Origin of the sequence: Desulfuromonas versatilis, assembly GCF_019704135.1 — a bacterium.
GTDB classification, from domain to species: Bacteria; Desulfobacterota; Desulfuromonadia; order Desulfuromonadales; family NIT-T3; genus Desulfuromonas_A; species Desulfuromonas_A versatilis.
This window is the reverse complement of the sequence record NZ_AP024355.1, coordinates 202065-227224: the sequence shown is the minus strand read 5'-3', so window position 1 is coordinate 227224 and position 25160 is coordinate 202065. Positions and strand designations below refer to the sequence as shown.

21 protein-coding genes and 4 tRNA genes are annotated in these 25160 nt (G+C 61.1%); 8 read left to right on the top strand and 17 right to left on the bottom strand.

Features of this window, described 5'->3' with window-relative positions:
• Positions 1-33 precede the first annotated feature (33 nt).
• Genes DESUT3_RS21065 through DESUT3_RS00940 form a run of 7 tightly spaced genes read left to right on the top strand, consistent with a single transcriptional unit; the run spans position 34 to position 6637 of the window.
• Positions 34-1284, top strand: a complete 1251-nt coding sequence (locus DESUT3_RS21065; RefSeq protein WP_264082180.1) for a response regulator — start codon at positions 34-36, stop codon at positions 1282-1284.
• Positions 1285-1332: 48 nt separating this feature from the next.
• The gene (locus DESUT3_RS00965) at positions 1333-2469 is read left to right on the top strand and encodes an HD domain-containing phosphohydrolase (RefSeq protein ID WP_221250598.1); all 1137 of its coding nucleotides are present in this window, start codon (positions 1333-1335) and stop codon (positions 2467-2469) included.
• The gene (locus DESUT3_RS00960; protein ID WP_221250597.1) at positions 2466-2606 is read left to right on the top strand and encodes a hypothetical protein; all 141 of its coding nucleotides are present in this window, start codon (positions 2466-2468) and stop codon (positions 2604-2606) included. Before DESUT3_RS00965 ends, DESUT3_RS00960 begins: the two co-directional genes overlap by 4 nt.
• Complete coding sequence (locus DESUT3_RS00955; protein ID WP_221250596.1) at positions 2603-4249, top strand: PAS domain-containing sensor histidine kinase; 1647 nt, start codon at positions 2603-2605, stop codon at positions 4247-4249. The genes DESUT3_RS00960 and DESUT3_RS00955 overlap by 4 nt, the downstream gene beginning before the upstream one ends.
• Positions 4250-4280: 31 nt before the next feature.
• On the top strand, positions 4281-5600 hold the full coding sequence (locus DESUT3_RS00950) for an HD domain-containing phosphohydrolase (protein ID WP_221250595.1): 1320 nt from the start codon (positions 4281-4283) through the stop codon (positions 5598-5600).
• A gap of 53 nt (positions 5601-5653) precedes the next feature.
• On the top strand, positions 5654-6220 hold the full coding sequence (locus DESUT3_RS00945) for a response regulator (RefSeq protein WP_221250594.1): 567 nt from the start codon (positions 5654-5656) through the stop codon (positions 6218-6220).
• 42 nt (positions 6221-6262) lie between these two features.
• Entirely contained in the window at positions 6263-6637 is a 375-nt protein-coding gene (locus tag DESUT3_RS00940) for a hypothetical protein (RefSeq protein ID WP_221250593.1), read from the top strand.
• Positions 6638-6737: 100 nt separating this feature from the next.
• On the opposite strand, the gene DESUT3_RS00935 is transcribed toward DESUT3_RS00940, so the two are convergent.
• From DESUT3_RS00935 to DESUT3_RS00880, 12 genes are all read right to left on the bottom strand, one after another.
• Positions 6738-6825: transfer RNA gene (locus tag DESUT3_RS00935), tRNA-Ser, on the bottom strand.
• 5 nt (positions 6826-6830) lie between these two features.
• Entirely contained in the window at positions 6831-7325 is a 495-nt protein-coding gene (gene tadA / locus DESUT3_RS00930) for a tRNA adenosine(34) deaminase TadA (RefSeq protein ID WP_225911588.1), read from the bottom strand.
• 17 nt (positions 7326-7342) lie between these two features.
• A tRNA-Arg gene (locus DESUT3_RS00925) sits at positions 7343-7419 on the bottom strand.
• 244 nt (positions 7420-7663) lie between these two features.
• Positions 7664-7757: transfer RNA gene (locus DESUT3_RS00920), tRNA-Ser, on the bottom strand.
• Between the two features lie 78 nt (positions 7758-7835).
• Positions 7836-7921: transfer RNA gene (locus DESUT3_RS00915), tRNA-Ser, on the bottom strand.
• A gap of 12 nt (positions 7922-7933) precedes the next feature.
• Complete coding sequence (gene serS, locus DESUT3_RS00910) at positions 7934-9205, bottom strand: serine--tRNA ligase (RefSeq protein WP_221250591.1); 1272 nt, start codon at positions 9203-9205, stop codon at positions 7934-7936.
• Positions 9206-9319: 114 nt separating this feature from the next.
• Entirely contained in the window at positions 9320-10894 is a 1575-nt protein-coding gene (locus tag DESUT3_RS00905; protein ID WP_221250590.1) for a YiiX/YebB-like N1pC/P60 family cysteine hydrolase, read from the bottom strand.
• Positions 10895-10944: 50 nt separating this feature from the next.
• Positions 10945-12129, bottom strand: a complete 1185-nt coding sequence (locus tag DESUT3_RS00900; RefSeq protein WP_221250589.1) for a WD40 repeat domain-containing protein — start codon at positions 12127-12129, stop codon at positions 10945-10947.
• Position 12130: 1 nt separating this feature from the next.
• A complete protein-coding gene (locus tag DESUT3_RS00895; RefSeq protein WP_221250588.1) occupies positions 12131-13657 on the bottom strand; it encodes an alpha/beta hydrolase in 1527 nt (508 codons plus the stop codon).
• Complete coding sequence (locus tag DESUT3_RS00890) at positions 13650-16364, bottom strand: type VI secretion system Vgr family protein (RefSeq protein WP_225911587.1); 2715 nt, start codon at positions 16362-16364, stop codon at positions 13650-13652. The genes DESUT3_RS00895 and DESUT3_RS00890 overlap by 8 nt, the downstream gene beginning before the upstream one ends.
• A 57-nt stretch (positions 16365-16421) precedes the next feature.
• Entirely contained in the window at positions 16422-17003 is a 582-nt protein-coding gene (locus DESUT3_RS00885) for an HD domain-containing protein (RefSeq protein ID WP_221250586.1), read from the bottom strand.
• Positions 17004-17123: 120 nt separating this feature from the next.
• Positions 17124-17996, bottom strand: a complete 873-nt coding sequence (locus DESUT3_RS00880; RefSeq protein ID WP_221250585.1) for an EamA family transporter — start codon at positions 17994-17996, stop codon at positions 17124-17126.
• Between the two features lie 180 nt (positions 17997-18176).
• Here DESUT3_RS00880 and DESUT3_RS00875 point away from each other — a divergent pair, with 180 nt between their 5' ends.
• Positions 18177-19583, top strand: a complete 1407-nt coding sequence (locus DESUT3_RS00875; protein WP_221250584.1) for a class II fumarate hydratase — start codon at positions 18177-18179, stop codon at positions 19581-19583.
• A 53-nt stretch (positions 19584-19636) separates the two neighbouring features.
• On the opposite strand, the gene DESUT3_RS00870 is transcribed toward DESUT3_RS00875, so the two are convergent.
• The 5 genes from DESUT3_RS00870 to mqnC form a co-directional block, all read right to left on the bottom strand.
• The gene (locus tag DESUT3_RS00870) at positions 19637-20764 is read right to left on the bottom strand and encodes a ribonuclease D (RefSeq protein ID WP_221250583.1); all 1128 of its coding nucleotides are present in this window, start codon (positions 20762-20764) and stop codon (positions 19637-19639) included.
• 151 nt (positions 20765-20915) lie between these two features.
• Positions 20916-22013, bottom strand: a complete 1098-nt coding sequence (gene mutY / locus DESUT3_RS00865; protein WP_221250582.1) for an A/G-specific adenine glycosylase — start codon at positions 22011-22013, stop codon at positions 20916-20918.
• Positions 22014-22131: 118 nt separating this feature from the next.
• The gene (gene hisC / locus DESUT3_RS00860; protein ID WP_221250581.1) at positions 22132-23175 is read right to left on the bottom strand and encodes a histidinol-phosphate transaminase; all 1044 of its coding nucleotides are present in this window, start codon (positions 23173-23175) and stop codon (positions 22132-22134) included.
• Positions 23176-23433: 258 nt separating this feature from the next.
• Complete coding sequence (locus DESUT3_RS00855) at positions 23434-24006, bottom strand: hypothetical protein (protein ID WP_221250580.1); 573 nt, start codon at positions 24004-24006, stop codon at positions 23434-23436.
• A 25-nt stretch (positions 24007-24031) separates the two neighbouring features.
• Positions 24032-25096, bottom strand: coding sequence for a cyclic dehypoxanthinyl futalosine synthase (gene mqnC, locus DESUT3_RS00850; protein ID WP_221250579.1), 1065 nt, complete (start codon positions 25094-25096; stop codon positions 24032-24034).
• Positions 25097-25160 lie beyond the last annotated feature (64 nt).

Sequence of the window (25160 nt, the reverse complement as noted above, 5' to 3'; positions counted from 1 at the left end):
TGCAAACCTTAAACACAGGCAGGAGCGGTGCAGATGAGCAGAAAACAGACGGCAACCGTGATTCTGGTGGACGATGACCCCCTGGTAAGAGAGGTGGGCGTCAGGCTGCTGGGCGAGGCCGGCTATTCCGTCCAGCCCTTCGAGAGCGGCCAGGCGGCGCTCGATCTGCTGCGCAGTGGTGCCGAAGTCGACATGGTCCTCTCCGACATCAAGATGCCGGGGATGAGCGGCATCCAGCTGCTCGAGGAGATCCGCGCCTTCGACCAGCAGACCCCGGTGATCCTGATGACCGGCTACGCCGAGGTCGAGATGGCCGTAGCGGCCATCCAGAAGGGGGTCTTCGATTTCATACTCAAGCCCTACAACCCGCCGCAGCTGCTCCACTCGGTGGAAAAAGCCATCGACATGAGGCGCCTGCGACAGATCGAACAAAACTACCAGGCCGAACTCGAGGCACGGGTGGAGCAGGCCACGCAGGAGCTTCAGGCCACCCACGAAAAGATGCTGCAGGGCGAAAAAATGGCCTCCATCGGCCAGCTGGCGGCCGGGGTCGCCCATGAGATCAACAACCCGGTGGGCTTTATCGCCAGCAACCTGAGCACCCTGAGCAACTACGTGGAGCGGCTGGTCGCCTATATCGCAGCGCAGGAGCAGGCGCTGACCGCATGCTGCCCGGACCAGACACGGGAAACCCTCGACCAGGAGCGTCGCAGGCTCAAGCTGGACCACATCCGCGAAGACATCCGGCCCCTGCTGGCCGAATCCATCGAGGGGACCGACCGGATAAAAAAGCTGGTGCTGAGCCTGAAGACCTTTTCCCGGGTGGATGATGCCGAGTTCATTCCCGCCGACATCAACGCCGGCCTGGAGAGCACCATCAACATCTGCTGGAACGAGATCAAGTATGTCGCCACCCTGAACAGGGAATTCGGCGAACTGCCCATGGCACGGGTTTACCCCCAGCAGCTGAACCAGGTCTTCATGAACCTGCTGGTAAATGCCGCCCACGCCATCGAGGGCCAGGGGGAAATCACGGTGAAGACCTGGCACGACGACGGGGCCATCTTCGTCTCCATTGCCGATACCGGCTGCGGAATCCCGGAAAGCATCCGGGACAAAATCTTCGACCCTTTCTTCACCACCAAGGAATCGGGGAAAGGGACCGGCCTGGGCCTGAGCATCGCCTGCGACATCGTCAGGAAGCACCGGGGCGAGATCAGCCTGGAGAGCTCTCCGGGCAAGGGGACCACCTTTGTGGTCAGACTGCCGTTGCACCAGGGGTGATGGGCTGCCTGGCGGATTCAGGCGGCAGCGCAAAAAGGGAGATTGAAAATGCTAGAGGAGAACGCTGCAGCACGCGGGAAGATCATCGTGGTCGATGACGACCCTTATGTCCTGAGCAGCACGGTGAGAATCCTGCAGGAATTCGGTTTTTCGCCCTGCCCGTTCAGCAACGGCCACGAGGCCCTGGAGCGATTTCGGGATGAGGACGCGGATGCCGTGCTCTCGGACATCAAAATGCCGAAAATCACCGGTATCGAGCTGCTCGACCGGATCCGCGCCCTCGACCCGGAGATGCCGGTGATCCTGGTCACCGGCTATGCCGAACTTGACACGGCCATCGCCGCCATCCAGAAAGGGGCCTTCGACTTCATCCTCAAGCCCTACGAACCCCTGTACCTGGTCAACGCCCTGGAAAAGGCGATCAAACTCAAGCGGCTGAACCAGCTGGAAAAGAACTACAAGGCTGAGTTGGAGAGGACGGTGGAGCAAAGGACCCGGGACCTGGGCATCGCCCTGAACCGGCTCGAAGGGATGAGCCGCGAGGTGATCGAACGGCTGGCCGCGGCGGCCGAACTGCGCGATGACGACACCGGGCGCCACAATGCCCGCATCGGCAAGTACGCGGGGGCCATTGCCCGGGCCCTGCAGATGCCCGAGGAATTTGTGGAAACCATCACCCTGGCGAGCACCATGCACGACGTGGGCAAGATCGGCATCCCCGATGCCATCCTCTTAAAGCGAGGGCCCTTGACCGAGGTGGAGTTCAAGATCGTCAAGGCCCACACCTCCATCGGCCACGAGCTTCTCGACGGCTCTCAGCACCCTCTGCTGCAAATGGCCGCCAGCATCGCCCATACCCACCACGAGCGCTGGGACGGCACCGGCTACCCCGGGGGGCTCAAGGCAGAGCAGATCCCTATCGAGGGGCGCATCGTCATTCTCGCCGACCAGTACGATGCACTGCGCAACAAGCGGGTGTACAAACCGGCCTTCGACCACGAAACCACCTTCCGGATCATCATCCAGGGCGATGGCCGGACGCGCCCCGAGCACTTTGATCCGCAGGTCCTCGAGGCCTTCATCAGGGTCTCTCCCCAGCTGAACGAGATATTTTCCGCCCTGGACGACGACCGCGGCGAGTCCCCCTTGACAGGTCGGCTCCTTTACACAGGCGGGGCAGGATGAATTACCTGCAGGGCTTATCCGCAGCAGGTTCCACCGGGGGCGTTCCTCTCAAAAACTGGAATCGCACCCTGAAATGGACGGCACCTGCCGCAAGCCTGAACCGGTTCCATTTTCGCAGCACCGAGGTCAACGAATGAACAGCACCGGCAACGAGCTTTACCGGGTCATTTTCGAAACGACCAATTCAGCACTGGCCGTCCTCGAGGACGATCTGACCCTGGCCCTGGTCAACCCCGAATTCGAAACCCTTTTCGGGGTTCCCAAGGCGCAGACCGAGGGGCGGCGAAAGCTTCTCGATTTCGTCGCCGACATCGACCGGCCGCGGGTCGCCGAGTACCAGCAGGCCTGCCTCGCCGGCGAGGGCCTCGCACCCCAGACCTACGAGGCGCAGATGCAGGATATTGCCGGCAACGTACGCCATGTACTGATCTCGGCGGCCCGTATCGATGGCGCAAGCCGGTCCGTCATTTCGATATCGGACATTTCCGGACGCAAGGATGTGGAGACCAGGCTGGCCAAGAGCCAGGTCCAGTTGTTCCAGCAGCACGACAAACTCAATCGGCTTTTCCAGCAGGTAGCGGCCATCAAAAACGAGGCCGAGCGAACGATGGACTGCATCGGCGACTGGCTGGTGCTGCTGGACGATGCAGGGCGCATCCGGCGCTGCAACAATGCCTTTCGCGAATTTATCGGCAGGGACTTCCAGGAGCTCAAGGGTTCCCCCTTGGCGGATCACCTGGCGGAATTGCAGATCGGTCTGAGGCTCGAGGGCTCGCAAAGCCTCGAGGTCTGCCATGAGGTCAACGGCCGCTGGCTTGCCTTGGATACCTACCCCTTCATCGACGAAAAGGGGCAGGTGAACGGCGCGGTGCTGACCGCCCGGGACATCACGGAAACCAAGCAGATCAACAACCAGCTTCATGAAGCTAACCAGGAGCTGGAAAACGCCTATGCCGAGCTGCAGGCCACCCAAAGCCGGGTGGTCCAGCAGGAAAAGCTGGCCACCATCGGCCAGCTGGCGGCCGGCATCGCCCACGAGATCAACAACCCCATGGGTTTCATCACCAGCAACCTGACTACCCTGCAGAAATACGTGGAACGCCTCACCCAGGTGCTGAAGGCCCAGCACTCGGTCATCCGGGAGAACCAGGTGACGGCCGAGAGCCGGCAGATGCTCGAGGAGCTGGAGAGCAGCAGCAAGCTCGGCTTCATCCTCGAGGATGTTCCGGCCCTGCTCGAAGAGTCACTGGAGGGAGCCTCGCGGGTTGCGAAGATCGTCCAGGATTTCAGGACCTTCTCCCGGGTGGACAGTGCCGAGAAGACCCTGGCCGACATCAACCACTGCCTCGACAGCACCATCAACATGGTCTGGAACGAGCTCAAGTTCAAAGCCGAACTGGTCAAAGAATACGGCGAGGTTTCGCCGGTGCTCTGCCACCCCAACCGGCTCAACCAGGTGTTCATGAACCTGCTGGTCAATGCCGGGCAGGCCATCGAACGCAAAGGCACCATCAGGATTCGCACCTGGCAGGAGCCGGGGGAAGTGCTGGTTTCGGTGGCGGATACGGGGTGCGGGATCCCGCCGGAAAACCTTGATCGGCTGTTCGAACCCTTTTTCACCACCAAGGAAGCCGGCAAAGGGACGGGACTGGGCCTGAGCATCACCTGCGACATCATCAAGGACCACGGCGGGGAAATCACCGTCGCCAGCCAACCCGGAGAGGGAACCACCTTCACGATCCGCCTCCCGGTGGTGCAGAATCCCCACCAGTTAGCCTGATCCTCTCTGAACATCACGGAGACTTTAACCCATGATCGAAAACCACCTACCGGACGCACCGACCGTCCTGTTTGTCGATGACGAGAAAAACATCCTGGCTTCTCTCAGGCGCCTGATGCACCGGGAGGACATCGAAGCATTGACCGCCGCCTCCGGGCCGGAGGGGCTGGAGCTGCTGCAGGCCTCGCCGAACATCGGCCTGATCGTCTCGGACCAGCGGATGCCCGGCATGAACGGAGCGGATTTTCTGGCCAGGGCCCGGGAAATCCGCCCCGACGTGCACCGCATCATGCTGACCGGCTATTCCGACCTGTCGGCAACCATCGACGCCATCAACAAGGGCGGGGCGCACCGGTTCATCACCAAGCCCTGGGACGACGCGGACCTGCTTCGGGCCATCCGCGAGGAACTGAAGTCCTATCAGCTGGTTAAGGAAAACGAACGCCTCGGCGCCATCATCGGCCGCCAGAACGAGGAGCTGAAAGACTGGAATAAAAAGCTCAAGGCGAGGGTGCTGGAGCAGACCGCTGAGATCCGAGAAAAAAATGCCAGCCTCCGCACCAAGAACCTCAAATTGCAGGAGATGTTCCGCGACACCATCGAGGCCCTCTCCCGGCTGATCGAGCTGCGGGCGAAGAAGCTGAGGGATCACTCGGGCAACGTGACCAGACTTGCGGTCGACATGGCCGAGGCCCGCGGAATGACGCCGCAGCAGGTCGAGGTGGTGCGGGTGGCCGGCCTGCTCCATGACATCGGCGAGATCGGCATCCCCGATGAGCTGCTCAATAAGCCGCTCAGCCAGTGTGATCCCGAGGAACTCGAGGTTTACATGCAACACACCATCCGCGGCCAGGCCACTATCGACGCCATCTCCATCCTGCGCCCGGCAGGCCTGCTCATCCGCCACCACCACGAAAATTTCAACGGCAGCGGCTTTCCCGACGGCCTCCAGGGGAGCGCCATCCCGCAGGGGGCCCGCATCCTGGCCCTGGCCGATTTCGTCGACCGGGAAATCAACCGCGAACATACCTCTTCGGTGGACAAAACCTTGCTGAAGGCCCGCGAGTTGGCCGGGACCAAATTCGATCCGGAGCTTGTGCCCCTGCTGGAAAAACCGCTGCGCAAGCACTATCGCCACGACAACACCAAGCAGGGAATGGTCCGCAAGACCTTGCCCCCAGCCGAATTGCGCATCGGCATGGTCCTGATGCAGAACCTGCTCAGCGGCACCGGCCTGTTGTTGCTGAAGGAAGGCTCGGTGCTCGATGAGAAAAGCATACAGGCAATAGGACGCTACCAGAAAATCGACCCGATCAAAGGGGCTGTGGTGGTCATGGTCAAGGGTGAATGATCCTGATGGATCACCCCATCGCGAGAAAATCTACGCCATAGAGAGGGACCTGCATGAACCAGAACCGAATCCTTGTTGTCGATGATGAGGCCCATGTCCGCAAGGCCGTGCAGCGCGCGCTGCTGGACGAGGATTACGAAATCCTGACCGCGCCCAGCGCGTCGGAGGCGCTGAAACTGCTGGCAGATGAACACTTCAAGGTCGTCGTTTCGGATGAAAGAATGCCCGGGATGCAAGGCTCGGAGCTGCTGTCGACCATCAGCCTGCGCTGGCCGGAAACCGTCCGCATTCTGCTTACCGGCCAGGCGAGCCTGGAGGCCGCGGTGCGGGCAGTGAACGAGGGTGAAATTTACCGCTTCCTGATGAAACCCTGGAATGATGCCGAACTGCGGATGGCCATCCGCTCGGGGATCGAAAAGCATGACCTTGAAGTAAAAAACCGCAAGCTCCTCTCTCTGGTGCGCAGCCAGGAACTGAAACTCCGTGCCCTGAAAGGCGAGGCCCTGCCCTTGCCAAAGGCCGAGGGACGCTGCTCCGATGGAAGCTTCCACCTGAAGGAACTGACCGAACAGGAGATCAGCGAGTTGCTCAACGAATGCGGTATTGGTGACGTGAAATAACCTTATTCAAGCAGTCTTTCCCTCTAAAACTTGGGTGCGGCAATGGCGAGAGAAACAGCTTTTAAAACCTGTCCCTTCTGTTTCACGGGTTGGACGACGGTAGAGGATTTTCTTAAGGAGTCCAATTTAAGCCTCAACGGCTACAAGGCTGATTTCGAGAGAATTGAATATGGCCTTTTCCTGTTCACGCACCAATCCCCCGGTTGTCACAGCACCCTGGCCATTGAGGCCGGAGACTTCTTTCACCTATACACAAAGGACAAGTATCCCGAAAAAAAGACCAACAGCGAAACCTGTCCCAAGTTTTGTTTGGACGAAACAAATCTGAACCGCTGCGAAGCCTTCTGTGAATGTGCATTTGTCAGGGAGATCATCCAGACCATAATGGAAAGACAAGCCGCGGGCTCAGAGAGCTAGGGTTCCGGGCAGCTTTTCTGCCACAGGCAACGCTCGCTTCGCTTCGAATCCCACCCGGAAAATGAAAGGGCCCGCCGGAAAAACCGGCGGGCCCTTTATTTGGCGGAGGGGGTGGGATTCGAACCCACGGTACCTTGCGGTACAACAGATTTCGAGTCTGTCACCTTCGACCTCTCGGACACCCCTCCGAAAGTCAGTTGTTTCCTGCTTTCAGCTCTTTCTTCTTTTCGCGGAGTTTTTTGAAAAACCCGCTCAGCATGCTGCTGCACTCTTCTGCAAGAACGCCCTCGGCCACCTCGACCCGGTGGTTGAAGCGGTCGTCCTTGGAGAAATCGTAGATCGAACCTACTGCCCCCACCCTAGGATCCCGGCAGGCATACACCAGCCTCGGGATACGAGCCAGGATGATGGCCCCCATGCACATCACGCAGGGTTCCAGGGTAACGTACAGGGTGCAGTCGAGTAGCCGCCAGTGGCCGATGGTCGCTGCCGCCTCGCGGATCGCGATCATTTCGGCGTGGGTGGTGGGATCGTTGCTGGTCTCGCGTAGGTTGTGCCCGCGGCCGACGATCTCCCCCCCATGAACGACAACGGCCCCGATGGGAACCTCGCCCAGCCTCTCAGCGGCTGCGGCTTCCACCAGGGCCTTCTGCATAAAGCCCCTGTCTTGTTCTTGAGCAAGAGTCACGGGGTCGTTTTTTAAAATGGCGCGCCGCGAGAGATTCGAACTCCCGGCCTTCTGATCCGTAGTCAGACGCTCTATCCAGCTGAGCTAGCGGCGCGCATCAACAAGGCTGCAATTTATCGCTCAAAACCTTGCTATTGTCAATCTTTTTTTTCCAATTGGACCCGGAAAAATTTAAATGGCGGAGAGGGAGGGATTCGCCCACTCTGTCGTCGCCATCACGGCGACTCCGGCGTCGGCTCCCCTACGCTCGCTGCCGCGGACATCCTGTCCGCTTATCTGCCACTGGCAGCGCTCGCTCCGCTTCGAATCCCTCAAGACCCGGTGCGGATAAATTTAAATGGCGGAGAGGGAGGGATTCGAACCCTCGGTACGGGTTTACCCCGTACACTCGCTTAGCAGGCGAGCGCCTTCAGCCGACTCGGCCACCTCTCCGTATTTAACACTATTCCTGAAGCGCTTGCAATTTCGCCACAGCCTACGCTTCGAATCCTACCAAATATCCTTAATATCTGGCGGAGGAGGTAGGATTCGAACCCACGGTGCTTTCGCACAACGGTTTTCAAGACCGCCGCCTTAAGCCACTCGGCCACTCCTCCGTGGAGCTTTTCTCAGGCGCTGATCCGTTCCAGGCCGCCCATGTAGGGGCGCAGAACTTCGGGGATCACCACCGAACCGTCGGCCTGCTGATAATTCTCCAGAATGGCTACCAGGGTCCGGCCGACGGCCAGTCCCGAGCCATTTAGGGTGTGCACAAATTCAGGCTTGGCGCCCTCTTCGCGGCGGAAGCGGATGCCGGCCCGGCGGGCCTGGAAATCCCTGAAATTGGAACAGGAAGAGATCTCGCGATAGGTCTGTTGCGCCGGCAGCCAGACTTCGATATCGAAGGTGCGGGCGGCACTGAAGCCCAGATCACCCGTGCAGAGATCCACCACGCGGTAAGGCAGCTTGAGCTGACGCAGTACCTCTTCGGCGTTGTCCAGCAGCTTCTCGAGTTCCGCGTCCGACTCCTCGGGGAGGGTGAACTTGACCAGTTCGACCTTGTTGAACTGGTGCTGGCGGATCAGCCCGCGGGTGTCCTTGCCGTGGGCCCCGGCCTCCTTGCGAAAACAGGGGGTGTAAGCCGTGTAGCAGATCGGCAGACTCCCGGGCGCCAGGATCTCTTCCCGGTGAATATTGGTTACCGGAACCTCGGCCGTGGGGATCAGGAAAAAGTCCGGTTCGTCCAGATGAAAAAGATCGTTTTCAAACTTGGGGAGCTGTCCCGTCCCCGTCATGGAGTCCCTGTTTACCATAAAGGGCGGAAGAATTTCAACATATTTATGGGCGCCGGTGTGCAGGTCGAGCATGAAGTTGATCAGCGCTCGCTCCAGCCGCGCCCCCGCCCCGCGACAGAGGGAAAAACGGGCCCCGGTCAGCTTGGCAGCAGTCTCGAAATCGAGGATCCCCAGCCCTTCGCCGATATCCCAGTGTGCCTGGGGTTCAAAAGCGAACTGCGGCGGAGTCCCCCAGCGACGCACCTCGCGGTTGTCCTCCTCGGAGGCGCCGACCGGGCACTTTTCATGGGGAACGTTGGGGATGGTGAGCAGCAGACCCTGCAGCTTCTCCTCCACCGCCTTGAGTTCGTCGTCGAGTTCCTTGATGCGGGCGGAGACTTCCTTCATCCGGGCGATTTCACCCTGCACCTGGCTCTTGTCCTTGGTCTTGCCGATGACGGCCGAGACCCGGTTCTTCTCCGCCTTGAGCGCTTCGGACTCGCCGAGCAGCTCCCGGCGGCGCAGATCGAGCTGGCGAAAGGCCGACAGGTCGATCGCCCCGCCTCGGTTGGCGAGCAACTTTTCGACCGCATCCAGATTTTCCCGCAGGTACTTGATGTCGAACATGTGGCAATCCTTTATGCCCGCAGGCGCAAGGAGTGAAGATTCGGCCCACTTGCGAGCCTGCCCCCTGAAATCAAGGGGTTTCTTGTAGCACTTCTTTCCTGCACCGTCAAGCCCCTAACCGCCCGGCAGAGGGGCATCCTGCAGCAGCACGTGCCATTTGGGCCGGCGCCAGCTCTGCCGGAACTCAGCAACCGGAGCCTCGACGGCCAGCCCGGCCTTTTCATAGCCATCCAGAAACACCACCAGTTCACCCTGGGCGCTCTCGGTCCCCCATTCGGCGTCGAACTGCCGCGCCATCTCATTGGGCGGGGTCAGGGGTCTGCCCAGGATCTCCACCAGCGGGAACCGGTAACGCGGCAGCTCCCCACCCCCTTCGTAGGCCTTGAAGACCAACTCCGAACAGACCAAGGCGGAATCGGTGCGGAAATCGAACTCGAAATCGTAGGGGCGGCCGCTGTACTGGAAGGCCCGCTTGACCGCCGCGGCCTTGGCGACCAGAGGAAGTCGCGGCCGCAAAACCGCCAGGGAATCGGCGGCGGCCGAGTGTTCGAGGGTGGTGAAACTCACCCCTTCGGCGATAGCCTCGACCACCCGCGGAGCATCCCCCAGCTTGTCTGTCTGCAGGCTGCGAGCATAGGCGGTAGGGTACTGCGCCTGAAGCAGCGATTCAAATTCCCCGTCGGCCTGACCCAGGCTGCGAACCCATTGCTGCACCTGGTCCCCAGTGAAAAAGGTTTTTCGCTCCTCGGGAGTTCCCACATAGAGCGCCACGTGGGTCCAGAACCCGGGCAGACCGAGGTTGGACATGTACCACTCGCGGCGCTGCAGCAGGATATCGCCAGGCTGCAGCTTGGGCTGCAGTGCTTTGATCTGCTCGAGCGAAATCAGGGCGTCGCCCTTGCGCCGCACCCGCGTCGCGCCCATCCAGTTGGAAACCCCCTTCTGCACCGGGAACCAGGCCATCCGACCAAAATCCTCGACCACCTTGAGAGCGTTCTGGACCGTCAGCGCCTCCCCGCGACCCTCGCCCATTTTCCAGATGTAAGCGGAATCTTCGGCAATCGCCTCGCTCAGGGCGGCGGATTCACCCTCGGAAAAGGTCAGCGACAGCGCCTGCAACGCGGCAAACTCGGTGCCGCGCCCCAGGTTCAGAATGCGAAATTTGAAGGATGCGAAGGTGCGGTCAGGCAGGCCGAATTCCGGGACCGCTTCGTTGAGCAGGGTGTCGAACCCCGGATCCTTGTCGGCCAGGTGGATAAACTCGAGGCCGTAACGATATGCCGTAAGAAAGCTCGCCTGGAAAAGTCTGAAAGAAGCCCTCTTCTGCCGGTCATCACCCAGGCGCCAGAAACCCTTATGTTCTTTCCCCAGAGAATCGAGGGTCGCCACCGCATCCAGCAGGCTGGCCCAGGCGCTCCAGGCGGCCATTCGCTGCTGACGATCGAGGATTCGGGCGTCTTTGACCTTTTCGACAGCGAAAATATCCGGCCTGGACCCGACAAAAGACATAACCCGCTGCAGTTCGGCACGGGCATGGAAAATGGCTAAGGCGTCTTCCTGCAATTGTTGTTCAAACGACTCCTGGGCTCCCGCCATTGCCGGCACCAGCAGGAACAGAAGAATACAAAGGATGGCCATCTTTTTCACGAACAAGATTGGATACGAAAGCACGTCCATAGGTTGTTCCATGTTGACTCCGTAAGGGATGCTGCTATCTCCCTTTCCGCCGAAAAAAAATTTCAATCTCGATCCGCAACCCACACTTTCTTTAGAGTTTGGGCAGCAGAGTCATACTTGTAAACGATGATTCCCCCGCCATCGCGCTGACCGGTCACCAGAATGCCGGCCTCGGGCGCGGTATCGATGGCGGCGTTGCGCGAATAGTCACTGACCGAAGGAAAAGGATCTTGGCCCAAAGGAAAATACTTCAGAGGGAGAGGGTTATTTACATCGTAGAAAAAAGCATAAGGTTCGTAAGTGTAAATGCGAATATAGTGTAAACAATCTACAAAATAGTGTCCCAAAATGGATCCATGATGCCCACCGTCAAAATCCGGAGGCAGACTAATCCCTCCGGTATTGTCCCAACCTATTGCTGTACGAATTCCGAGCCCTGGATTGCCTGCAGTTTGGGGTTCACTCTCGGGTTTGGCCAATTGCCAAACAAACCCCACCCCATTCTCGCTTCCAGTGACGACATATTTCCCATCAGGGCTCACTGATGCATGGGTTTTAGAGGTATTTCCAGCAAGCTTGGCAATTGGGTTCATTGTGGTTGTACTCCAAAGAACCACCCCCGCATAATAGGAAAACCTTGATTCGGGATTTATTGGCGAGGATTTTTTAATTGGGTTGTTATCTGATTCCTTTTGGCCATCTCCAGCACTCAGAAGAATCGAATTTTCTTCTAAAAGTGACAAATTAAGCAACTTTCCAGAAAAAAAATTGGGAGAATTTCCATCCTGCTTCACGGTTTTCATTTCTTTTCCAAAACCGGAAAAAATATTCCAATCCTGATCCGAGCTGAAATAGGTTTTCAAATCCTTTCCCATGACATGGCCATAGGTAGGAAAGTGACTGAAAGTTTTGACGGTCTCACCGGTTGATCTCTGAACATGAACGACGTCATCTAAATCCTGCCAAATGAACGTATCTGTCCCTTTTATAAAATAAGCACTGTAAATATTGCTCTGGTCTGAGATAGTCGCTTTGGTCCGGCTTTCAAGATCCCAAAGGACCAACCTGTGGTCTTGGTGAGAACTTAGCGCATGACGACCATCGCTGGAGACCGAGACGACAATCGCTCTCTGGCTAAAGCCCTCTGATGCTTTCTTGCCGGCATCACTTCGCTGGCAGCCCAGGAAAGAAAAAATTGCAAAAAGACAAAAGAGTTTGGCGATAAAACCAAATAAGTTCTGTGACATATCAATATTTTCCGAAACCAGAGGTTCTCAGGATCTGGAGCAGAATACGCTTTCGGTACACTTCTTCGAACAAAATTTTGCTTGGCACCTTCATGCCGGAGTGATTGAACAACCATTGGGTTTGGTCTACAAGGACAATCTTCCCTTGACCAATCAAGCTTTCGACAAAATTGTCATTTTGGAATCTCATAGGCCCCCCATACCCCATCGCAGGCCTCGGCATTCGAGCACTGATCTCCATCTTGCCAAGCGCTCGGAGGGTTTTCATGTAATCCTCGACCATCTGTTGGCGAACGCGTAGGACATAAGCCAGAGGCAGAGCTTTTTCATAATCGAGAATCCTGAGATGGTCGGTGAACAGCCCATCCCTGTCCTGGTTAATTTCCTCCATCAAGGCTTTTTCGAACGAATCCAGTGAATCGCCAACAAAGTTCTTTTGCCAACTCAAGTACAAACCCTGGATACCCCAAGGTGCAAAGAGCATGTCTTTGTCGATCTCCGTGGCGAGGGGCACCCCTGTCGCCTGGGCCAAGGTGTAAAGACCGCCTACCCTGCCGGCGGCCGCCTCGGTCAGGTTATCCCTATCCCTTTGCCGGTCTTGGTCATTGCGGTGCGGTCCGAGGATGTTGTCCTGCTGGGAATAGAGCACCATGATGGTTTTGGCGGTGCGATTGGCGTGGATGAAATTCCAGTTGCGCATCACGCTGGTGTCTTTGGACGGATCGTTGGAGAGCGCCGTATCGGGAACCGCCGGCTGCCACATGAAAACGTTGTCGATACACTCCTTGCGCCCGGGCATCTGGCCGAGAAGATTCATGGCAACGAGCAACACCCGATTACCAAGGCTGTGGGCGATGATGTTGATGCGAATGCCGGCATCGACGAGTTGCTGGATGAGGCGGGCCAGTTTTGCTCCCGCGCGGTTGGCGTGCAGTTCGGCATGGATGTAGTTGAGTTGGAAGACATCGCCGGACCAGGCAACATGAATGAGTCGGGTGAATTTGCTGTAATCGTGCCGGTTGAACCCGGCAGCGCGATTGAGGCCATCCTCGAGATTAACGACCCAGGAGTGGGCCGCCTGGCCGTTGAGCTCCTCCTCGGTGAAATGGGATGGCCAGGCAAAACGCGCATCCTGGAGCAAAGGAAATCGCTTTCCCAAACTACTGAGATCGCGGAAGATCGTTGCGGCCTGGCCATATTCAATATCCAAGACCGGTCGCTCACCGGAGGTGCAACTGATTACCTTGGGTTGGTTAACGGCGTTAACCTGGCGCCCAAAATCTCCATAGGGCACATTGAACCCGTGGATAAAGATGGTGGCATTGTTTCCGTTGTTGCGAAAGTAATCAAGTTCGCGAATGCTTAGCAAATCACGGGCCGCGGGGTCTGCGGTCGTACGGTCTTCGCGCAGATTGACGATCACCGGGGGAAAGAGCAGCGGCATTTTGATCTGATAGTGCGCCTTAATGGCTCCGGGAAGCAACCAGGGGGTGGTGCTGCTGGGAGCATGGTAAAGGGTGTTATTCATGAGTTTTCTTCCCAGCGAACGCAAAAGGTTCTCCTACGATATTCCACCGCCAGGGGCCAATTACAACCCCTTCAAAATGCGCTTTCCCTTCGACAACCTTCGCAACGTATCTTCCGCCTGCGGCATCTTCGAGCAAAATCTGCTCTCCGCCTTCCAATGGATTACCATCGACATATTCGGGAGCGAGAGTCACCGAAGTGGTCAGATTCAGGGCGTCCGAAAAGCCTGACCGCCTTCCGGCGACCTCAACCTGGAATGCATAGGAAAGAACCCCGACAGGGCCGTTTTGCTCTTCTCGAAGCAGATCCTCCTGGACCTGCTCTTCCTGGCGTTGCCAAACAAGGGCATGACGCCCCATCCCATCGTTCAGGACGAGGGTCAGGGTATCCACCACCTCGAACTGCTCTTCGTGGGAAATGTCAAACACGGTAACCGTCGCAGCTTCGCCGCTGGAGAAGTTTTTCACTGAAAACTCCGCATTCACGGCGTGGCCGACACCGACAGGATTACGGCTCCAGTTCAGGTCGAAGATACAGGGTTCGCCCCCATCTGTGAGCTCTCCGATGACCCGCGGGACAAGTGTTTTTTCCGCTGAAGTGGCCGGCATCGCCTGTGGCGAACCCACCCGGTAATTCACCGTCCCGTTCAGGGACACGCCGCCGCTCCCCTTGAGGCTGACCTGTTTGCCGAACAGCTTCACCGCGCCGTCGGCAGCAATGACGAAGCCGCCGCCGCTCTGGCCGAAGTGGATATCGCCGCCGCCGCGCCCCTCGATGCGGATCTCTCGCGCGGCCTGGATGTGCACCTGGCCGTCGCGGACGGTGAAGCTGGCGTCGCCGCGCTTCACCGTGACCTGCTGGCCCTGCTCGACATCGAGACGCAGATGCTTGCCGGCGGTGAACTCGAGGTTTCTGCCGGCGCGCATCTGCAGGTTTTTCGCAGCACTCAGGCCGGCGTCGGTGGCGGCCTGGTGGTGGATTTCGCCGCTGCGGGTCTCGGTGCGGTGGCGGTTCTCCACGGTCTGGATGCGGTCGTTTCCGCTGCGCTCGGTGAGGGTGCCGCCGCTGCGGATGTCCATAGTTTTGTTCGCCTGCCACTGCATGGCGCCCTGCTCGGTGGCCAGGCGCAGCCTGTGCCCCACCGCTTCGGCATCCATCCGCAGGATGTTCTGCCCGCCCCAGGTCTGCAGGGTGATGGCCTCGGCCTGGCGCTTGTCGTCCAGGCACAGCTCGTTGCCCGAGGCGCTGCGTAGAATATTCTGTTGGGGATTGGCGCTGGTCACCGGCGACGGGGTGTCGGGATTGGGCAGGGTGCCGACCAGCATCGGCCGGTCGGGATCGCCGTTGAGGCAGGAGAGTAGCACCTCGGCGCCGTCGTGCAGCGGCGCATGGAAACCGACAGGCAGTTCTCCCGGCGGGCCGCCGCAGGGCGCCAGGCGCCGGATCGGCAGGCTCGCCTCGCTGTGGGGCTTGTCTTCGCGGTCGGCCAGCAGCTTGATCCGGTAGCGCCCCTGCTCGTCGAGTTGGGCATACTCGCCGGCCGCCTCGATGCGGGCGCTGAAGGTCAGCGGCAGTTCGGGCCGCGGCGGCAGGGTTGGACGAAAGGGGGTTTCGCGGCGGATCAGCTGCGCCTCGCAGCGATAGGGGCGATCTTCCCCGGCCACCCCCTGCCCGGCGTACTGGCTGGCGCTGTGGCGCAGGCTCACCACCAGGTAGTCGCCGCTGTAGTCGCCGGCCAGCCGCGAGGCATCCAGAGTCAGGGTTCCCCCCGCGGAAAGTCCGGCCACCTCGCCACCGGCAGCGAGACGCCAGCTATCGACCCGGGCGCGCTCGGCCCGCTGCTGGGCGTGCCTTTCGGCGTCCTCGGCCGAGCGGAAGCCGCCGGCGAAATCCACGCGGGCAAGGGGGCCGGAGCTCTGGGCAGCGCCCACTGCGCGCAGCGCTTCCAGGGCGACCCCGGGCTGCAGCTCGCAGGTGTTGTGCATCAGGCAGTTGGCCGGCACCATCTGCTGAACCACCCGAAGCCGATCGAAGGCCGTCTGCGGCTGGCCGGCGGCGAGCCCGCCACCGGGACGGTAACGGACCGGGGGGCGTTCGAGGGCGGGGCAATGGGAGTTGTGGTCGGCAAAATGCACCACCTCGCGCCCCTGCTCCTGGTCCGACCAGAAGAAGATCCCCTCGCGGGCCAGCAGCCTCAGGACGAAGGCAAGGTCAGTCTCCGCGGCCTGCAAAGTCGAGGGGCGCACGCGGCAGGTACGGGTCAGGTGAAAGCGGAGCTGATTGGGGGAAAAACCGTGCTGCAACAGGGTATCGCGAACGATTTCGGGAGTGGATCGGGACAGGACCAGGCGGGTGTCGCTCTGCAGGCGCAGCAGCGCCAGGCGTGATTCGAAACAGACCAGGACGCGACGCCGACCGTCGCCGTGCCGGCCGAGCTCCTCGGCGCCGGTCACCACCCCGGCCAGCTTTCGCTGCGCCCCGTCGCGGCCGGTCAGGCCGACCTGACCCGGCTGGCCCGGCATGCCGGATATGGGGTGACCTTCAGGACAAAGGGTTTCGATACGGAAGTGAAAAGGCTCGGACAGGGTCTCCTCGCCATCGAGGGACAGTACCGGCAAGGCGATATCCCCGAGGCAAAAAGACAACCGAGCCCGGCTGGCGGCGAGCTCCAAGGTGTCCCTCCCTGCATGACATTTAATTTCCCCCATTTAAGGGCTTTAAATAAACGCCATGGAGAAGAGAATGTCAAGCCCAAATGCCCGAAACTAGAGCTGGTCTTTTCGCCCCTTGACCCACCACTCGGCATCATCGTCGAACCACCAGCGGCTCGAATCGGTGGCCCAGATCGTCTCCGCCAGGCGCTGGGCGGGTTCGGTTTTCAGCCGCCGCACGGCGAAGGGATACCACTCGTCAGCGTAGCGATTGCCGAGGTCCTTGTACTCCTTGAGCGCCAGGATCATCTCCAGCTGGTCGGCGTCGTGGGCAATGAGGGCCTCGCGGCTGCCGGCCGCGGCGAACTCCTGCAGAGCGCTGCGGTAGTGGTCGCCGAAAGGCAGGGTGCGGGCCAGGTCCTCCACCGCCTTGGCCTCGTCGGCCTTGACGTACTTTTTGTTGACGTAGTTGAGGTCGCCGGTGCGCGCCTCGGGGACGTCGTGGAACAGGCACAGCTCCAGCACCCGCCCGACGTCGGCCTCGTCATCGAGGCGCGCCAGGGTGTAACCGATGATCGCGGTGCGGAAGATATGCTCGGCCACCGACTCCGCCCCCGAACCGAGAAACTGGAACCCGGTGCGCGGCGTGCGCTTGAGCATCCCCACTTCGAAAAAGAAATTGGCAAGATTTTTCATCTTAAAATCCGTGGTCCGTGGTCAGTGGAAGGAATCGTAATGGGTAAAGCGTAATACGTAATCGGTGAAAAGAGAAGGGATCTTACGCCTTACGCCTTACGCATCACGCGTTACGGCCTTTCACCCCAGCCGCACCAGGCAGACCCCGGCGAGGATCAGCATGGCGGCGATAAAGCGGATGCGGCCGCAGGACTCGCCGAGAAACAGGGTGCCGATCAGCACCCCGATCAGCAGGCTGACCTGGCGCACCGGAACCGCATAGCTCATTGGCGCCAGCTTGAGTCCGAATCGGAAGGTCAGGAACGAGCCCATCATCACCGGCCCGGAAACCGCCACCAGCATCCGGCTGTGCCGGAACTCCTCCAGTACCCGGCCACGGTAGGATGGACGCAGCAAATTCAGAGTAAGAAAGGCCAGCATGAACATGACCAGCAGGTAGGTGAAATGGAAGGCCGGGTAGATGGTGACGCCCGATTTGTCGATCACCGCCCCCACGGAATAGATGAATCCAGCAATTAGCGCGGCCTGCACCGAAGGGTCGCTCAAATTGCGGAACGGGCGCAGGATTTCCGAGCTGCTGAGCCGGCGCAGCTGAACGCAATAGGCGCCGCAGAGAATCAGCAGGATCCCCCCCACCCCCAGGGGCGAGAGTTGTTCGCCGAGCAGCAGCACTCCCCAGACCGGAACATAGACCATGGCCGTCTGCGAAAGAGGATAAGTCAATGACAGATCGCCCGCCCGATAGGCGCGCCCGTTGAACAGGTGATAGAACACGAAGCAGGCGGCGCCGCCGGCCCCCAGCAGCAGGACCTGCCCCGAAGGCAGCGGAAAGGGCTCGGGCATGAAAGGGAGCAGCAGATTGAGCATCCCGCCCGAACAGACGAACATCCACCAGATGAACACGGTCTTGTCCCTGCTGCGCTTGACCAGCAGGTTCCACAGGGCGTGCATCAGGGCGGAGAACAGGATCAGTGAAAAGGCCAGGGTGCTCATGGAGACGCATTCTAGCCGAACCCCGAGAAATTAGCGACGATAAAACATGTGGGGAAAATATTAGTGAGATTAAAACTCATTCGGAGGCGACATTGACAGCATGGCGCAACTTGCTATTATCAGGAGGAAAAACTGTTTTTCTTGCGGCAGCGGAGAGGCTCCGCAGCCAGGGGAGGATCGATGAACGACAAACGGATCGAACGCGATTCCATGGGCGAAATGCAGGTCCCCGCGACGGCCCTCTACGGCGCCCAGACCGCCCGGGCCCTGCAAAACTTTCCCATCAGCGGGGTGCGCTTTCCGCGCCCCTTTATTCGTGCCCTGGGGATGATCAAGGAGCGGGCGGCGCGGGTCAACATGGAGCTGGAGCTGCTCGACCGCGACCGGGCCATGGCCATCATGGAAGCCGCCGAAGAGGTCATCCAGGGAACCCTGGACGGCGAGTTCGTGCTGGACATCTTTCAGACCGGATCGGGGACCAGCACCAACATGAACGCCAACGAGGTCATCGCCCACCGCGCCTCCCAGCTGCTTGAAGAGCCCCCGGAGAAGCGAACCGTCCACCCCAATGACCACGTCAACCTGGGCCAGTCGAGCAACGACGTCATCCCCACCGCCATGCACCTGGCCGCCGCCGTGGAGATCCGCCACAGCCTCATCCCCGCCCTGTTCGCCCTGCAGGAGGCCCTGGGCGAAAAGGCCGGCGAATTCGACGACATCGTCAAGATCGGCCGCACCCACCTGCAGGACGCCACCCCGGTGCGCCTCGGCCAGGTCTTCTCCGGCTACGCCCGCCAGGTCGCCCTGTCGATCCGCCGCCTGGAAAACAGCCTGGAAGGGCTGCTCGAGCTGCCCCTCGGCGGGACCGCGGTCGGGACCGGCATCAACACCCATCCGCGCTTCGCCGCCAAGGTCATCGACGGTCTGGCCGAGGTGACCGGCCTGCCTTTCAAGGAGGCGGCCAATCATTTCGAGGCGCAGGGGGCCAGGGACGCTGCGGTGGCCGCCAGCGGAGCCCTGAAAGTTTGCGCCACGGCGCTGTTCAAGATCGCCAACGACATCCGTTTTCTGGGCAGCGGCCCGCGCTGCGGGCTGGGTGAACTGGTCCTGCCGCCGGTGCAGCCGGGTAGCTCGATCATGCCCGGCAAGGTCAACCCGGTGATGGCCGAGAGCCTGATGCAGGTCTGCGCCCAGGTCATCGGCAACGATGCCGCCATCACCCTGGGCGGGCTTGCCGGGAATTTCGAGCTCAACGTGATGATGCCGGTCATCACCCGCAACCTGCTCGAATCCATCGCCCTGCTCGCAACCGCCGGCACCCAGTTTACTCACCGCTGTGTGCGGGGGCTCGAGGCAGACCGCCGACGCTGCGAACAGACCGTGGAGCAGAGCCTGGCCATGTGCACCGCGCTGGCCCCGGTCATCGGCTACGACCGGGCCGCGCAGATCGCCAAACAGGCCTATGCATTGGGGAAAACCGTCAGGGAGGTGGCGCTGGAGCAGAAAGTGCTGCCCGAGGACGAACTGCAGAGGATCCTCGACCCCCGGCCGATGACCGAACCGGGGGTGCCGGGGAAAACCAGGTGAGGAGTGAAACGTGAAGCGTGAGGGGTGAGAGGTATATTCTCACTCCTCACTCCTCACTCCTTACCCAGGGTTTTCACAATTTCCTCCCCCAGCACCTCCCGCTGCCAGTTCTTCATGCCGTCGAAACCCTCGAGGTCGGCGGTTTTGCGCGGCGGGTTGCGGGAGATCAGTTCGAGCAGGGTGTTGTTGATGAGGATGCCGGGGTCCATCCCCAGGGCGCCGGCCTTGGCGGTGCGCATCTCCTTGAGCAGCGCCAGGCGCCGGTCGGCTTCGGGGTCGCGCTCGGGACGGGGGCTGCGCGGATAGACCGGCAACTGATCCTGGGGGAGGTTCAGACCCCGTTCGATGGCCTGGAGCATCTGCTTGCCATAGCGGTCGGCGAGCCGCGGTGAAATTCCTTCGATGGCGACCAGGCCCTGATGAGAGCGGGGCGTGTTGCGGGCCAGATCGAGCAGCGACTTGTTCCCCACCACCCGAAACAGGGGGCAATCCCGCCGCTGGGCTTCGCGGTCGCGCCACTGCAGCAGCTCCTCGAGCACCGCCAGCTGGCGGCGGTCCAGGGTTCCGGCCCCCTTGGCCCGCAGAAACAGCGGACCCTCCGCTTCGCTGTGGCGCACCTGCTCGAGCAGGGCAAACTCCTCCGCCACCCAGGCCAGCCGCCCCTTCTCCTCGAGCCGGCCTTCCAGAAGCGCCACCAGGCGATGCAGGTGGCGGGTGTCCTCCGCCGCGTAGCTGATCATCTCCGGGGTCAACGGCCGCACCGACCAGTCGGCCCGCTGGTAGCGCTTGTCCAGCTCCACCCCGAAATGCTTGCCGAGCACATCGGCCAGCCCCACCTTCTCCTCACCGAGAAACTGGCAGCTCACCATGGTGTCGAACAGGCCGCGGATCTCGATGCCGAAATCCCGGTGCAGGCAGCGGATGTCGTAATCGGCGGCATGGAAGATCTTGCGCACCTGCGGGTCGGCCAGCACCGCTTTGAGGGGCTCGAGGTCGGCGACCGCCAGCGGGTCGACGAGCACCGTGCGCCCGGCGGTGGAGAACTGCAGCAGGCAGACCTTGTCCCGGTAGCAGTGCATGGAATCGGCTTCGAGATCGACGGCAATGGCCGGCTGGCGATGCAATTCTTCGGCGAGGCGGGTGATGGCGGCGCTGTCGGTGAGGATCGGGGTGTTGGGCATGAAGACTCCAGTTATCTTTCAGATGAATTGGTTCCGCCGCAGGCAGCAGAAGCCAGAATTCAGAATCCAGGAGCCAGCAGAACAGCCAAGGCAAGACCTCGGCATTTCTTCTGAATTCTGACTGCTGGATTCCTCAGGTTCAATGCAGTGATTAAAAATCCATCTTGCCAGTTCCGGCAGAGCCTGGCAAGCAGGCGAGGGCCTTTTTGTGCGCCCCGTGCAGGGGCATCGCCGCCAAGTCGGGCAGATCGGCCCAACAGCTATCCTGGTTTTCGGCCGCTCTCCCCTGCCGGGAGACCTTCGCGGCGAACAGGTGCAGGTCGAGCTTGAAATGGCTGTAGGCGTGGGCCACCCGGCCGGCATGGCGCAGCGAAGCGGAAAAACCCAACTCGTCAAGCAGGGCTTCCGCGATCCGCCCCGGCTCGTCCCCCTCGGGCACTTCGGCAGCGGGAAATTCCCAGAGTCCGCCGAGCATCCCCGCATAGGGGCGGCGGCGCACCAGCCAGCGGCCTTGGCGCTCGAGCAGCAGCGCCACCTGGGTGCGGGTGGGGACGGCCTTTTTGCGCCCCCGCAGCGGCAGAGCCTTTTCCAGCCCCCGGGCCCGGGCCAGGCAGAGACCTTCGAGGGGGCAGGCCGGGCAGTCGGGACTGCGCGGGGTGCAGACCGTGGCGCCCAGGTCCATGATCGCCTGGGCATAGTCGTGGGGGCGCTCGGCCGGGGTCAGCTCCTCCGCCCGCGCCCAAAGAAAGCGCTCGGCGGCGCTGGCGCGCGGGTCCTGCTCGAGGGCATACAGCCGGCAGAGCACCCGGCGCACGTTGCCGTCGAGGATCGGCCCCTTGAGGTCAAAGGCGATGGAGCGGATCGCCCCGGCGGTCGAACGCCCCACCCCCGGCAGGCTGATCAGCGCCTCCAGTTCGGCCGGAAATGATCCGTCGAAGACCTCGACCACCCGGCGGGCCGCCGCGTGCAGGTTGCGGGCCCGCGAATAGTAACCCAGCCCGGCCCACAGCTCGATGAGTTCCTCCAGAGGCGCCGCGGCCAGATCGGACACCGTGGGGAAGCGCCCCAGGAATCTCTCGTAGTAGGGGATGACCGTGGTCACCCCGGTCTGCTGCAGCATGACCTCCGAGAGCCAGATGCGGTAGGGATCGCGGGTGCCGCGCCAGGGCAGGTCGCGGCCGTGGCGGCCGTACCAGGCCAGCAGGCGGCGGGAGACCTCGGCGGGCTTCGGGTAAACAGGCGAGGACATATAAGCGAATTATTTCACCACGAACAACGCGAAGGACACGAAGAACCACCAGGAAAATACTTCGTGGACTTCGTGTCCTTCAGCGAACGAAGTGAGTGGGTGGTTACGTATTTTCAGCTCAACCGATTTCCGCCAGCGCCGCCACCAGCTTCTCCATCTCCTCGCGGGTGCCGATGGTGATGCGCAGGCCGTGGGCGAGGGTCGGGTCGGAGAAGTAGCGCACCAGGATGCGCCGCTGGTAGAGAGCGTCGTAGACCCGCTTGCCGTCGCGGTCGGGGGGCGAGGCGAAGACGTAGTTGCCGCTCGAAGGGATCACCCCGTAGTCGAGCACCCGCAGCTCGCCGCTGAACCATTCACGGGTTTCGCGGATCTTGCGCACGCACTCGCGGAAATAGTCCTGGTCGCGCAGGGCGGCCACCGCCGCGGCCTGGGCCAGCCGGTCGAGGTTGTAGTGGTCGCGGATCTTGTCCAGCGCGGCGATCACCTCGGGGCGCGCCACCGCCAGCCCCAGGCGCATGCCGGCCAGCGAATAGCTCTTGGAGAAGGTGCGGGTGACGATGACGTTTTGGTATTTGCGCACCAGTTCCAGGGCGTTCTCATCGGCAAAATCAGCATAGGCCTCGTCCACCACCAGCATCCCCTCGACCCGCCCGGCCAGCTCCTCGATAAAGTCCAGGGGGTAGGTGAAACCGAGGGGCGCGTTGGGGTTGGTGAGGAAGAACAGCTTGCCTTGGTAACACTCGGGAAAATCGGCCAGCCGCCAGTCCTGGGTCAGCCGGAAGGTGTGCACCCTGGCCCCCTGGATTTCGGCCAACGTCGAATAGTAGGAGTAGGACGGGTGCACGTAGGCGATCTCTTCGCCTTCCCCGGCGAAGGCGCGGATCAGGTTGTTGAGCAGCTCGTCCGAGCCGTTGGCCATGATCAGCCACTCGGGATCGAAGCCGTAGAGCCGCGCCGCCTCCTCGCGGCCGGCCTGGCTGGCCGGGTCGGGATACTTGCGCAGCCCCTCGCCCACCTCGGCCAGAATCGCCTCGATCACCTTCGGCGACGGCGGGTAGGGATTTTCGTTGGTGTTGAGCTTGATCCAGGCCTTTTCGTCCTTGGGCTGAAAGCCCGGGACATAGCCGGCCATCAGGGCGATGTTCTTGCGCAGGGGGATCATGGAGCCTCCGCTCGATGAATGAATAAAATATAAAGATCTCAATCAGCCACGGATAAAATCTGATAGATTCCGATAAATCAAGGGTCTGGACTTTCTTCAGGGGTTGCTGGATTTGGATCTGAGCTCTTTAGGTGCTGAATTATCAGACTTGATCAGATTTGATCCGTGGCTAAAGGCTTTTCCCGGGTTTAAAGACAAAGCCTCACCACGGTAAAGCACAGAGAAAAAATCAGCTGTGATCTTCAGAGGGAATCCCCCTCAGAACCCAAGCAGCTTGCCGCGCTCCTTGTCGAGAAAATCGCCAATGAGCTTTTTGCCGTCGCGGGACATGGCCGGCGGGCCGATCTCCAGGAACTCCTCGAGGGCGGGGCCGATGTTGAGCTTGAAATTGCGCGCCCATTCGCCGCTGCGCTCGAGGTTTTTCAGTTCGATGGTCACCACCGGGGGAGGACCCAGATCCAGACCGTCGCTGTCACGCTTGCGCTGCGGAAGGTCCTTCCAGTGCACCTGCTTGGTCAGAAAGGAGTATCCCGAGGCGACCACCCGCAACTCGACTCCAGGCACCTTCTCCGAGGCCTTGTAGTCGACCACGCCGACCGCGTTGCCGCGGTACACGTCGTAGGACTTCACCGGCGCCGGGGCTCCCGGATACTCCTTGCTGGTCGCCACCACCAGCAGCGGCCGGGCCACCGCCTCGCCGGTTTCGGCGTCGACCACCTTGAACTGGACCGGCCGTTCCCAGCCGAAGGAGACGCTCACCTGGGCCGCCGCGGGCGCTGACAGCGAGAGCAGTACCAGCAATGCCAGACCAGCCAAGCGAAACCGAGCCATACCCGCCTCCAGCCGGAAAAAGAGCCTAATAAGTGGTAATTATATCATAGGTGGTGCTGCGCTTGGCGGGGATGAACCCGGCCTCGCGGGCCATCTCGACGATCTCTTCCTGCGACAGCCGGAAGGAGACCCCGGCGGCGGCGACCACGTTCTCCTCGAGCATGGTGCCGCCCAGGTCGTTGGCGCCGAAAAACAGCGCCACCTGGGCCATGCGCGCCCCTTGGGTGACCCAGCTCGCCTGGATGTTCTCGACGTTGTCGAGCACGATGCGCGAGAGGGCCAGCACCTTCAGGTACTCGACGCCGCTGGCGGTTTCGCCGCCCAGTTCGGTGTTGGCCGGCTGAAAGGTCCAGGGGATGAAGGCGGTGAAGCCGCCGGTGCGGGCCTGGATCTCGCGGATGCGAAACAGGTGCTCGACGATGTCCGCCGGCTTTTCCTTCGAGCCGAACATCATGGTGGCGGTGGTGCGCATCCCCAGGCCGTGGGCGGCCTCCATGACCGCGGCCCAGTCGCGCCAGCCGATCTTGTTGGGCGAGATCTCCTGGCGCACTTCGTCCACCAGCACCTCGGCCCCGCCGCCGGGGACCGAGTCGAGCCCGGCGCTCTGCAGCCGCCCCAGGCACTCTTCCATGGAGAGCCCTGAGAGCTTGGCAATGTGGATCACCTCGGCGGGCGAGAGGGAGTGGACCCGCACGCCGGGAAAGCGCTGCTTGAGCTGCCGGAACAGCTCCTCGAACCAGTCGATCTTCAGCTCGGGGTGCAGCCCCCCCTGCATCAGCAGCTGGGTGCCGCCGTGATCGACCAGCTCCTGGATCTTGGCGAAAATCGCCTGGTAATCGAGCAGGTAGGCGTCGGCGGCGTCGGCTCTGCGGTAGAAGGCGCAGAAGCGGCACTCGGACTGGCAGACGTTGGTGTAGTTGACGTTGCGGTCGACGACGAAGGTCACCCGGTTGTGGGGGTGCTTGGCCCGGCGAAGGCCGTCGGCCAGCTTCCCCACCTCGAGCAGGTCGGCCCGGGTCAGCAGGTAAAGGGCCTGCTCCCGGTTGATGGCATTGCCCTTGGCAAGTTTCTTCTTAATCTGTTCAAGCATCAATCAACCACGAAGCTCACGAAGAACACGAAGAAAACCGAAGAAATCTGCCCTTCTTCGTGCC

What these genes read in the sequence shown, in the direction of transcription:
- DESUT3_RS21065 (WP_264082180.1), top strand. Translation starts at nt 34, where the DNA reads ATGAGCAGAAAACAGACGGCAACCGTGATTCTGGTGGACGATGACCCC.
- DESUT3_RS00965 (WP_221250598.1), top strand. Translation starts at nt 1,333, where the DNA reads ATGCTAGAGGAGAACGCTGCAGCACGCGGGAAGATCATCGTGGTCGAT.
- DESUT3_RS00960 (WP_221250597.1), top strand. Translation starts at nt 2,466, where the DNA reads ATGAATTACCTGCAGGGCTTATCCGCAGCAGGTTCCACCGGGGGCGTT.
- DESUT3_RS00955 (WP_221250596.1), top strand. Translation starts at nt 2,603, where the DNA reads ATGAACAGCACCGGCAACGAGCTTTACCGGGTCATTTTCGAAACGACC.
- DESUT3_RS00950 (WP_221250595.1), top strand. Translation starts at nt 4,281, where the DNA reads ATGATCGAAAACCACCTACCGGACGCACCGACCGTCCTGTTTGTCGAT.
- DESUT3_RS00945 (WP_221250594.1), top strand. Translation starts at nt 5,654, where the DNA reads ATGAACCAGAACCGAATCCTTGTTGTCGATGATGAGGCCCATGTCCGC.
- DESUT3_RS00940 (WP_221250593.1), top strand. Translation starts at nt 6,263, where the DNA reads ATGGCGAGAGAAACAGCTTTTAAAACCTGTCCCTTCTGTTTCACGGGT.
- serS (WP_221250591.1), bottom strand. Translation starts at nt 9,205, where the DNA reads ATGTTCGACATCAAGTACCTGCGGGAAAATCTGGATGCGGTCGAAAAG.
- DESUT3_RS00905 (WP_221250590.1), bottom strand. Translation starts at nt 10,894, where the DNA reads ATGGAACAACCTATGGACGTGCTTTCGTATCCAATCTTGTTCGTGAAA.
- DESUT3_RS00900 (WP_221250589.1), bottom strand. Translation starts at nt 12,129, where the DNA reads ATGTCACAGAACTTATTTGGTTTTATCGCCAAACTCTTTTGTCTTTTT.
- DESUT3_RS00895 (WP_221250588.1), bottom strand. Translation starts at nt 13,657, where the DNA reads ATGAATAACACCCTTTACCATGCTCCCAGCAGCACCACCCCCTGGTTG.
- DESUT3_RS00890 (WP_225911587.1), bottom strand. Translation starts at nt 16,364, where the DNA reads ATGGGGGAAATTAAATGTCATGCAGGGAGGGACACCTTGGAGCTCGCC.
- DESUT3_RS00885 (WP_221250586.1), bottom strand. Translation starts at nt 17,003, where the DNA reads ATGAAAAATCTTGCCAATTTCTTTTTCGAAGTGGGGATGCTCAAGCGC.
- DESUT3_RS00880 (WP_221250585.1), bottom strand. Translation starts at nt 17,996, where the DNA reads ATGAGCACCCTGGCCTTTTCACTGATCCTGTTCTCCGCCCTGATGCAC.
- DESUT3_RS00875 (WP_221250584.1), top strand. Translation starts at nt 18,177, where the DNA reads ATGAACGACAAACGGATCGAACGCGATTCCATGGGCGAAATGCAGGTC.
- DESUT3_RS00870 (WP_221250583.1), bottom strand. Translation starts at nt 20,764, where the DNA reads ATGCCCAACACCCCGATCCTCACCGACAGCGCCGCCATCACCCGCCTC.
- mutY (WP_221250582.1), bottom strand. Translation starts at nt 22,013, where the DNA reads ATGTCCTCGCCTGTTTACCCGAAGCCCGCCGAGGTCTCCCGCCGCCTG.
- hisC (WP_221250581.1), bottom strand. Translation starts at nt 23,175, where the DNA reads ATGATCCCCCTGCGCAAGAACATCGCCCTGATGGCCGGCTATGTCCCG.
- DESUT3_RS00855 (WP_221250580.1), bottom strand. Translation starts at nt 24,006, where the DNA reads ATGGCTCGGTTTCGCTTGGCTGGTCTGGCATTGCTGGTACTGCTCTCG.
- mqnC (WP_221250579.1), bottom strand. Translation starts at nt 25,096, where the DNA reads ATGCTTGAACAGATTAAGAAGAAACTTGCCAAGGGCAATGCCATCAAC.